Origin of the sequence: Lewinella cohaerens DSM 23179 (assembly GCF_000379805.1) — a bacterium.
Classification (GTDB): Bacteria; Bacteroidota; Bacteroidia; order Chitinophagales; family Saprospiraceae; genus Lewinella; species Lewinella cohaerens.
The window spans coordinates 62,905-73,360 of sequence record NZ_KB903555.1; the positions used below are offsets into that span (position 1 = coordinate 62,905).

Here is a 10,456-nt window from a genome sequence, read left to right on the forward strand (position 1 = left end):
GGGCAAAGTGTTCCAGGAAACGAAACCCCTAGCCCTGAAAAGGAGAATACCGTTTCCGTCACAGGTAAAGTGGTATCCGAAATGGATAGCAGCGCAGTTCTTATTTACCAGGACCGACAGGATAACTATTGGTTTGGAAGCAAAGAGGGCGGAGTGTACCGGCATGATGGTAAAGCCATTACTCATTTTACAAAGAAAGATGGACTCTGTAGCTATTTCATTTTAGGGATACAGGAAGATAAGCTTGGTAATATTTTCTTTGATNCCCCGGAGTGTATCAGCAAATATGATGGACAAAAAATATCAACTTTAGAAGTAGTAAATACCCCTTCTACCAATAAAGAATGGAAACTAGAACCGGATGATCTTTGGTTCAGAATGGGCTGGGGCAAAGGTGGGCCTTATCGTTATGATGGCGATTCATTATACTATCTAGAATTTCCTAAGTCGGATCTCGCTGATACATTTTACGCAGAATACCCTAATTCATCTTACAACCCTTATGATATTTACTCTTGGTATAAAGACAGTAAAGGCAACGTCTGGTTTGGTACCGTATCGCTTGGCGTATGTCGCTATGATGGCACATCTGTAAGCTGGCTTTATGAAGAGCAATTGACCAAAACGCCAAGTGGTGGTGATTTCGGTATTCGCTCGATTGTGGAAGACAAGGATGGTTATTTCTGGTTCTCCAATAGTCGCTATCGGTATGAAATATTACCAACTAGTACAGAAAGAAACGGTACTGATTATATCGACTACAAAAGAGAAAACGGGGTGGGTTATTCTGATAAAAATAAGGAAATAGAGTACCCTTATTTTATGTCAATCGTAGAAGATAACGATGGCAACTTATGGCTGGATAGTGATGGCCTTTGGCAAAATAATGGAGAGCAGCTCACTCCTTTTTCCATTGGGAATAGAAGGAGCAATGAGTCACTTATCTCTATTTACAAAGACAATAATGGTGATTTGTGGGCTAGTGTACCTAACGATGGTACTTATAAATTCAATGGGGAGGCTTTTGAAAGGTTTCACTTTGAGGTTATTACTAAATAATGCTGTCGTTGTACGGTATTATAAGAAAAATGAAATTTTATCTCTCAATAAATTGAAGATCGTAGCATTGAAAACTCTAATAAAACGACAACTTCAATAGTATAAAACAGAAAAAAGATGTTTCTACGACTAACGCTCTTTCTATTATTAACGATCAATTTCAGGGCTACTGCCCAGCATTTAGACTCCCTGTTTACATTTAGCATAAACGAATTAGGTGATCGCCAACTGTCGGCAAAATCTTTCTGGGAGTTTGATGTAACTACCAATGAGCAACATTCGAGCTACTATATTCTTTATCGTAACCATCCGGGTTTTGTTCATGTCAATGATCAATGGATCAAATACCAGGGTACCTCACGCAAGCACGAATTTCTTAGAACAGCAGATTATCAGTCGAGTAAAATTGACTCTGTCGCCTCGCTGTTTAATGAGGATCAGATATGTATCGAAAAACGGTGGTATTCCAAATCATTGGAAGGGGAATCATCCTATATTTTGAAAAGGATAGTGAGCTACGAAGACCTTGACCACACCCACCGTATGACTCGGGAAATTAAGAAACGTCTATCAAATAACGAGCTAGTAACCGCTAGTGAGTATCATTATGAATACAAGTACGATGATCAAAACCAGTTAATTGATAAAAAGGCTTTTTTGATAAGCAAAGATGGGCTTATACCTAAATATCAGTTAATTCAAACCTATACTAATGCCGGGAAAATTGCTGGCGTGAGCCGTTACAATTTTGATTTACGGTTAGAAGAATATGTACTTTTTTACACCGCTACTTATCAGTATTCCGAACAGGAAAGAATAGAAACAAAAACTAATTTTACTTTTTCAGAAAAAGATCCTGCGCGAATACAAATTAAACGTATTACTTATTTGAATGATTCCGAAGACATTCTTAGAAAAGCATTTTACACAAAGTCCCTTGTGCCGGAAAATTTGTACAGAGAAGATATTTATTATTATTCTGAATAATTTCATTCTGGCTTTGGGCGATTGTTAGAAGCGGATGTAAACAAAGCTTTTGATACACTGTTAATTGCGTGTATTTTGAAGAAATAGCTCAACGCGTGAATAAAGACATCCCCCACTACCTGTCAGGTAAAGACAAGTTGTTAAAGCAGGTAATTGAAACGATTCCTGCACCCGAAATCATAAGTACTAAAAATGTATTTCATGATTTGATGAGTTGTATTCTGGAACAGCAAATTCATTACCGGAGTACCAAAAAGACATTAAAAAAAATGTTGCTAGCTGCGGATTTGACCTTGTTAACACCAGCTAATTTTGAACAATTTGAAGAATTGGGTTTACGGGATAAAAAGCTTTCTTCGCAGAAGTGTGAAACTCTAGAGCAGGTAGTAGATTTTTTTGAGCATAATGCGCCCCACTGGGAGCAACTTTCGGATGAAGAAGTGAGGGCGATTTTAGTAAAAAAGAAGGGAATCAGCAACTGGACGGCAGATATGATACTGATTTATACTCTGGAAAGAGACAACATCCTACCGCTTGATGATTACCACCTGAAGCAATTAATGAACAGCCTCTATAAAGTGCAGGGTAAAAAGGCAATGCGAGCAGTTGGAGAACATTGGGCCCCTTACCAAGCCTGGGCTGTGAAATACTTATTTGCTTGGAAGGAATTTCATAAAAAGCAGTAGCATGAAGCAGCTCATTGAAAGAAACATGGTTTGGCTACTGAGGGAATGCCTACCTACCCAAAACCTCCTCCATTTCCGATAGCAAGCTCACTGCTTGTCCATAGGTTTCCTCCATAGCACTAGCATTGTCTTTACCAGCGTAGAGTGCCATTTCACAATTATTGATCAGCTCTTGGAAGGAACGCTGTTGGTCGGAGTTGGCGCCGAGTTCTTCCAGTTTCGCTTGCACATTGGCTTTGGTCATGTCTGCACGCGGAATTTGGAGCTTGTCACCCACGTAGCCCAGGAGTGATCGTTCGACTTCGGTGTAGAAAGCGCGGGCATCTTCTTTGAGGCGATGCTGTTCGGCGACTTCCAATCTTTTGAGTGCTTGTTCTCGGGCAAGTTGCTGCTTGCGTAAAGCAGGGTCGATCGTTGGCTTAGCTGCCTGGATACGTTGGTAAACGAGCAGTCCACCACTGGCGAGGATGGGCAAGAGAAAGAGTATCCAAAACAAGGAAGTACCAAAAAAGGTAGTTTCTTTTGGAGAAAGTTGAGCGCCTGCTTTGGCTGGGTAAAGCCCTTGGTTTTGTTCTGCCTCCGCTACGAGACCTGATTTCTTTTCTCCGCTACCGGGTTTCACCTTTAGGTTCATTGGAGCTACCGTGAGTGTTTGATAAGCCAGGCTATCTGGATTAAAGACCACCACTTTGGGTTGGAACGTATAATTGCCGGGCGTTTTAGGAACCAACAAGTATTCGAAAATTTTACGCCCTTTGATACGACTAGGCAAATCAATGTATTCCTCTTCGAGCACTTTGGGATCATACACCTCAAACTCGGTGGGCAGGTTCAAATCAGGTGCTTGAATTCTTTTCAGGTCACCAGTACCTTCTACGATGAGTTGGAGACTCACGGCATCGTCGGTCGTTATTGTCGCGCGGGTTAGTCCGGCTCTGAGTTCAAAGTTTCCGGTGATATCACTGAAGTTTTCCGGGCGTGGGCTAGGCAATGGTTTTACCTGTAAGGTGATAGGCTCTGAGGAAATAGATACGCGCCGTAACTCCGGTCTGGAAAAGAAACCCTGGCTTCGTTGTCCAGGAATAGGGATGCCTACAATGATGGATAGTGGATCAATGGTGAGGGTGCCTGTTTGCTGAGGGTAGAGCACGATCCGCTTGAGGATGCGCGAGTTGTATTGTACACCGTTGACCAGTTCCCGCATCCCTCTTGTATCGTATTGATGGATTTCGCGGGCAAAAAAGCCTTCATAATCAGATTCACTAACGGCACTTAATCCCTGAGGGTCAACACGAGCGGAAAGTATGTAATCCAACACAAGTTGCTGGCCTAAAAAGGCTTCCTCCTGTTCAAGTCGGGCGGTAAGAAATACTTCTGCCGAGCCATCGGCTGCATTGGCTTGTCCTTTTACCACCGTTACCTGGATAGCGGGGGATTCAAGGGTGGCATTGTTGACGGTAATCTTTGCAGGAGCAATGGTTAACCTTCCTGTTTTTTTAGGTTGTAAACGATAACTGATAGTGTTTTCTTGGGACATCCGCCCATTGACAATGGTGGTTTTGAACCCTTGGTTGGGGCCGGAAAGAACAGTGAAGTCACGAAAACTAGGGGGCGTAAAATTTAGGCCCTCCCCGTTTTTGAGGGTATAAGTCAGTTCAAAATAGCTATTGAGTAAAACCTCCTTGGCATCGGCGTAAGCAGTAAATGTGACCTCGTCGGTTTGAGCATTTGCAACGTTGCTGTTTACCAATAGCAGTAGCAATCCTAATAAGCGGAAGGTATGCTTAGTAAAGCCGGAAACCGGAAATTGGAAGCTGGACATCCATTTTGACCCCGAGTCTAACATGCTATATTTTTTTACCAAAGGGTTCTCCATTAAATCCGCGTCGTTTTACGTTTTTTGGGTTGCGCCTGTTGCAGGCTATCTACCGGTGGCACCATCTGCCCAAAGGGCGATTGTTGGAAAAACCGTTGAAAGAAATCGTCTCCCAGCAAATCTTGGTCAAAGATACCACCACCAGGGCTTTCTAAGTCTTGTCCGAAAAAATCTTGGTTAAAAAAACCTTCACCAAAAGGAGAATTACGACCAGAAGGTGTCGATGGAGATTGTATAATCCCTTCGGGGTTTGGGAAAACACGCACTAAAAAAGGAGGCGTTTCCAAATAATGATCTCCAACTTTTACGCTGGCTGGCTCGATGTAATAATCACCTACCTCGTGGGCTTCTAGAAAATAGGTGTATTGTACACTTTGGCTAACCGCCCCATTCATGATATTCATTTGCGAACTCATATTGGGCCCACCTACTTTGATAAAACCGGTAAATTCTGGGAAAAAGAAATCCTCTCCTTGCCCATTCTTTAAGGAAAAGGTCACTGAAAATCTATTGCCTAGTAAAATGGAATCATTGTTCACATTGACCGTAAAAGTGGCTTCCTGGGTAAAAACGGAACCCAAGGCAAATAGCAATGGTAGCAAAAGGTAGTTGCGCATAAGTTCTTGATTTTTGAATAAAACGATTGCAGTGTATTAAGAGTTTACCATTTCTTGTCAGAGTTACAGGAGCGACCCTGTACACGTTGCATTTTTTCCATGGTTTTTTTTTCATCTTCTTCCGCAAACTGGAGCTGACGTTCTGCTTCTTCCCTGGTCATGGGTTTAGCTTCCTGTGGTTCTGAAGATTGTTGCTCTTGATTTTCTTGCTGGTCCTGGTTTTCTTGGCTTTGTTGCTGTTGCTGGTCTTGATTTTGTTGTTGCTGCTGCTGCTGATCCTCCCCCTCTTGTTGCTGTTGATCCTGCTGCTCTTCTTGTTCCTCGTTTTCGTCGCTGGGTTCAGATTCTTGCTGCTGTTGTTGCTGTTGCTGTTGCAATTGCTGCTGCTGCATGGCTTTAGCAAGATTAAACTTCGTTTCGAGATCGTTGGGTTGGCGGCGGAGGGCGTTTTTGTAGGCTTCGGCAGCTTTGTCGAATTCGCCCTGCTGGTAGTAGGTATTGCCTAAGTTGTGGTAGGCATGGGCCTGCTGACTAGAAACACCGGCAAGGCGTGCAGCTTCTTCAAAACGACGTGCAGCTTCCTCGTAGTCGCCTTGCTGGTAAGCAGCATTGCCAAGATTGTAATTGCCTTGGGCACTGTTTTTTTCGGAAATGGCCGCACGGTAACTTTCGGCAGCTTTGTCGTAGGTACCTTCTTCATAGGCACGATCACCCTCTCGCAGTTTGCGGTGACCATCCTGAGCTTGTAGGCTCAAAACGCCAAGGGTAACCATAAAAACGAGCAACAATCTTAATTTCATAACTAAGCTGTTTTTTTCAAGCGGTTTGATTTTCTCAGGCTACTGGTTTTATATGACAGTAGAAACTCGATCAATAGAAAAACGAAAGCAATGCCAATGAATATTTGAAAATAACTTTCGTAATCGGTAAATACCCTTTGTTCGTATTCACGTTTTTCGATGGTATCAATACGTTCCTGTAAGATTTCAGCCAGTCCTTCGGCATTTTTTTCCAAGTTGAAGTAAGCTCCACCACCGGCTCTGGCTACTTCTTCCAAAGTAGCCGGATCAAGCCGGGAACGAACGGGGTTGCCGGTATCATCACGTAAGTAATCTTCTCTTCCGCGGATATTTACAGGGATAAAACCACCTTCTGTACTACCTACACCAACGGTATAAACCAAGGTGCCTGTTTCGTATACAGCTTGGGCTCTATCAGCTCCGCGCCCGTCGTGGTCCTCACCGTCAGTAATGATGATGACCGCTTTATGGCGTTCATTCTCGGGATCAAAAGACCGCTCCGCCAAATCTATAGCAGAGCTGATCGCAGTACCTTGCCCTCCTGCCTGATCGGGGGAGGCCGTTGTCAAGGCCAGTTTTGCAAAATAGTAATCACTGGTGAGGGGGGCTACCGGAAACGCGTTGCAGGCAAAAAGAATAACACCAATATTATTACTCGCCAATTTATCTACCAATTGCTGACCAAAACGTTTGGCGCGTTCGATGCGACTGGGGGATACGTCTTCGGTGAGCATACTTTGGGAAATGTCCAGGGCAATGAATAAATCAATCCCTTTGCGTTGCACCGGCTGCCGTTTACTTCCCCATTGAGGATTAGCCAAGCCTATAATCAGAAAGAAAAAGGCAATAACCAGTAAGCCAAATTTTACCAAATGTTTATAACGACTGAGGCCTGGGGCTAGTCGACTGACCACTTCCCGACCACCAAAGCGTTCAAGGGCTTGCTTGCGCAAATGCCATGCAAGGAAGAAGAAACCGACCAGAACAGGCAGTAAACTTAAGGCCCACAAATAATAACTATGTTCGAATTTAAACATTTTATATACTGTTTCTAGGCTGTTTTTAGCCCAAGTCTGTATATGGATACATGCCGCTTCGCGCCCTTAAGGTAGAGGGTATAGAGATTGAAATACCAATGTTTATTAACTTCGAATATCAGTCTAATAGATCGATATTAGGAATTAAGAATTGGTTTCCGTTAGGGCTATCAATATCCCTTTACTCTTTACCTCAAGGGGCTATTTAGTTCTACCTGGCTTCGCGAGTAGACAGGTTCACTACTATTTCATAGTCATCGCCCCGCATCCCTCTACAAATTTTGCCTAGGCAAATTTAAACTAAGGAATAGCTCGCAACACCGTGTACCGCAAGATCATTTCCAATAAAAGACAGAAGGCGGCAAACATGGCAAACCACCGAAATTTTTCCTGGTAACGCTTGATTACCGTTGTCTCTATCTCTGTTTTTTCCAATTGATCGATCAAATCATAGATTCCCTGAAGCTCCTCCAGGTTGGTTGCCCGAAAGTAACGACCATCGGTTTTAGTGGCAATTTGTTGTAATAAAGCCTCGTCAATCTCTACCCTGGCAATGTCATAACGGTAGCGGCCAAAGCGATCTTTGCTCACCGGCGTGATGGCCTCACCTTCTGATCCTACACCAATAGTATAGACTCTGATCCCAAATTCTTTGGCAATATCGGCGGCCATGTCTGGTGGCAGGTAGCCAGCATTGTTGACCCCGTCTGTGAGGAGAATGATAATTTTACTCGCAGTTTCACTTTCTTTTACTCGATTGACCGCCGTGGCAAGCCCTTGCCCGATGGCGGTACCATCTTCGAGTGCTCCACAAGCAAGCGCACCTATGAAAGTGCGAACAATCTCATGATCCGTGGTCAGTGGACACTGCGTAAACGCTTCGCCAGCAAAAGCTACAATGCTGATACGGTCATGGGGTCGTTTCTCCACAAAATCTATCGCTACTTGCTTACTAGCCTCCAGGCGATTGGGTTTAAAGTCCTGTGCCAACATACTGCTGGACAAGTCTATCGCCAAGACAATGTCGATTCCCTCAGCTGTAATTGATTCTTCTTGTAGCGTAAGTTGCGGACGAGCCAGTGCTACCACCATTGCTACTAGCGCAAGGCCTCGCAGCCAAGGGAGTAATGCCCGCAAGCGAGCACGCCAGGAGGTAATGTGCTCGACAGCAGCCAGGGTTGGCATCCGCAAATGAGGGTGCCGTTGGTGGCGCTGGCGTTTGAACCACCAAACCACTGCTGGTATCAATAACAGCAATAAAAATGCCCAGGGATGAGCAAAGGTCATATTTTGCAAGGCGTTCATCATTCCTCTTCTGCGTTTACGTCTGCAAGTTGTTCGTTGCCGGAAACCGGAACAGGCGGAGTGTATTTCGTGGCTGTCACAAAGTCACGGACCTGTGTTAAGGATTGGAGATGAACGGTCTCGGCAGGAATAGCTTTGGCAAATTTCACCATATCAGCAGTATTCAAAACAGCACGGAGTTTTCCTTCCTCATCAAGCTTCAGGCGTTGTAGGTCTTTGACGATTTCCGGACTGGTCGCTTCCAGGGCTTGCATATCGTACCTGTTTTCCAGATACTCACGGAGCGTATACGTCAAATCAGATTGGAACCCCTTGATATCTCCGGTTTTCCATATAGCGGCAGCTTCCAATTGATCTAGTTTTTCCAGCGCAATGATGTGTGCCGGAATGGGCGGCGGTGGCGGAGCCGGAGGCATTGCTTTGCGCTTGCGTACGGCACTTGCTCGCCAGATAACACCAATAATTATTGCAATGAAAAGAAGCCCTAGGGCAAGAGGGATGAAATCAACAAAATTGATAGGTTCTTTAATAATGTCCTTGTTGGCCATGATGTCGGCTTCCTCTTGGACGGGAATAGTAGCTACGGTAAGTCCCAGGTTACTTGAACGGGCGGTATCTTGAATACCATTGAGCTCATAAATTACTTCAAGCGAAGGAAGGCGATGATAACCGGAATCAAACGTAGTAAAAACCAGACGTTGTTGGAGCAATTGCTCAGGTTCGGTAGCGATGGTATTGAGGTCGCCTAAATCGAGTAGTTCTACTTTCCCGGCATCGGCCCAGTTGCCGTAGTTGATGTTTTTGATGGCGGCGTTGGTGGGGGCAGCTATGTTGACGGTCAATCCCAAGTGGTCACCAATAAAAATGGCGGCACTGTCGAGGTTCATACTGACATTCACCTGCCCGAAAGCACTGCTCCCTATAAGCATTGCGCAGAAAATACCGATGAGATGATGAATACCGCGTTTCATTATGATCTTCTTTGAAAAAATTGGTGGAGGGCTGTAATGTAAGAATCTGTTGTTTCGATACTGATGGTATCGGCACCGCTACGTAGAAATTGATTACGGAAGTAGTTGAAGTTGTCTTCAAACCATTTCCGGTAGTTTTGTTGTACCTGCTTGTCGGCGGTATCTAACCAGCGTAGGGCCCCGGTCTCGGCATCTTCCGCGCGGATGAGGCCCACATTAGGGAGCTCTTTCTCGCGCGGGTCATAGAGGTGTACTCCCACCAGATCGTGGCGGCGTGCGACAATCCGCAACGACGATTCGTAGTTTTGCGTCATAAAATCGGAAAGCACAAAGCAAATACTTCGTTTTTTGATCACATTGTTGTAGTACTGCAAGGCCATGCCAATATCCGTGCCTTTGCCTTCCGGCTCAATGTCTAACAGCTCACGGATGATGCGAAGGATATGCTTTTTACCTTTTTTAGGCGGCACAAATTTCTCTATCCGGTCCGAAAAGAAAATCACCCCAACCTTATCATTGTTATTGATCGCTGAAAAAGCAAGTACCGCACAAATTTCAGTGATGTACTCGTTCTTCATTTGTGGCGTAGTACCAAAATAGGAAGAACGACTGATATCGATCAAGAGCATTACTGTTAGCTCCCGTTCTTCTTCAAAGACCTTGATGTAAGGCTCGCCGGTACGGGCGGTTACATTCCAGTCGATATTGCGAACATCGTCGCCATATTGGTAGCCTCTCACTTCACTGAATGACATACCCCGGCCCTTGAAAGCACTATGGTACTCTCCCGAAAATAGATGTCTGCTCAAGCCTTTACACTTGATCTCTATTTTACGAACCTTCTTGATTAATTCACTCGTTTCCATGACTGATTGAATTCACAAATTCAACTAAGGTATCGGCCCAAATACTTCCGATTTTTATTAAAGAACAGCACGAAAATAAATGGCGTTTTGTTTTTAAAATAGTTGGCTAAACGGTTCATTTAAAGAGTGTCAACTATTTGGAAAACTCAAAAAAACGTCATTTGTTTTCTGCGCAATACTAGGAACAGCACGAAAATAAATGGCGTTTTGTTTTTAAAATAGTTGGCTAAACGGTTCATTTAAAGAGTGTCA

The 10,456-nt window shown here is 44.2% G+C and carries 10 protein-coding genes; 3 read left to right on the forward strand and 7 right to left on the reverse strand.

Annotation, left to right across the window (positions count from 1 at the left end):
* The first annotated feature begins 378 nt into the window (after positions 1-378).
* The 3 genes from A3EU_RS35565 to A3EU_RS0119495 all read left to right on the forward strand — a co-directional run bounded on the left by A3EU_RS35565 (position 379) and on the right by A3EU_RS0119495 (position 2,732).
* Positions 379-1,059: a two-component regulator propeller domain-containing protein gene (locus tag A3EU_RS35565; protein ID WP_425412714.1), complete on the forward strand. Its 681-nt coding sequence runs from the start codon at positions 379-381 to the stop codon at positions 1,057-1,059.
* A 117-nt stretch (positions 1,060-1,176) separates the two neighbouring features.
* The gene (locus A3EU_RS0119490) at positions 1,177-2,046 is read left to right on the forward strand and encodes a hypothetical protein (protein WP_020537879.1); all 870 of its coding nucleotides are present in this window, start codon (positions 1,177-1,179) and stop codon (positions 2,044-2,046) included.
* A gap of 95 nt (positions 2,047-2,141) precedes the next feature.
* Positions 2,142-2,732 (forward strand): DNA-3-methyladenine glycosylase family protein, encoded by a 591-nt coding sequence (locus tag A3EU_RS0119495; RefSeq protein ID WP_156825834.1) that lies wholly within the window; start codon positions 2,142-2,144, stop codon positions 2,730-2,732.
* A 49-nt stretch (positions 2,733-2,781) separates the two neighbouring features.
* Here the strand turns inward: A3EU_RS0119495 and A3EU_RS0119500 are convergent, their stop codons facing one another.
* The 7 genes from A3EU_RS0119500 to A3EU_RS0119530 form a co-directional block, all read right to left on the reverse strand.
* Positions 2,782-4,578 (reverse strand): BatD family protein, encoded by a 1,797-nt coding sequence (locus A3EU_RS0119500; RefSeq protein ID WP_169433376.1) that lies wholly within the window; start codon positions 4,576-4,578, stop codon positions 2,782-2,784.
* Positions 4,579-4,607: 29 nt separating this feature from the next.
* Complete coding sequence (locus A3EU_RS0119505; protein WP_020537882.1) at positions 4,608-5,225, reverse strand: BatD family protein; 618 nt, start codon at positions 5,223-5,225, stop codon at positions 4,608-4,610.
* A 44-nt stretch (positions 5,226-5,269) separates the two neighbouring features.
* Positions 5,270-6,025, reverse strand: coding sequence for a tetratricopeptide repeat protein (locus A3EU_RS0119510; protein WP_020537883.1), 756 nt, complete (start codon positions 6,023-6,025; stop codon positions 5,270-5,272).
* A gap of 2 nt (positions 6,026-6,027) precedes the next feature.
* A complete protein-coding gene (locus A3EU_RS0119515) occupies positions 6,028-7,062 on the reverse strand; it encodes a VWA domain-containing protein (protein WP_020537884.1) in 1,035 nt (344 codons plus the stop codon).
* Positions 7,063-7,362: 300 nt separating this feature from the next.
* Entirely contained in the window at positions 7,363-8,370 is a 1,008-nt protein-coding gene (locus A3EU_RS0119520) for a vWA domain-containing protein (protein ID WP_245569378.1), read from the reverse strand.
* The gene (locus A3EU_RS0119525) at positions 8,367-9,338 is read right to left on the reverse strand and encodes a hypothetical protein (protein ID WP_020537886.1); all 972 of its coding nucleotides are present in this window, start codon (positions 9,336-9,338) and stop codon (positions 8,367-8,369) included. The genes A3EU_RS0119520 and A3EU_RS0119525 overlap by 4 nt, the downstream gene beginning before the upstream one ends.
* Positions 9,338-10,204 (reverse strand): DUF58 domain-containing protein, encoded by an 867-nt coding sequence (locus A3EU_RS0119530; protein ID WP_020537887.1) that lies wholly within the window; start codon positions 10,202-10,204, stop codon positions 9,338-9,340. Before A3EU_RS0119530 ends, A3EU_RS0119525 begins: the two co-directional genes overlap by 1 nt.
* Positions 10,205-10,456 lie beyond the last annotated feature (252 nt).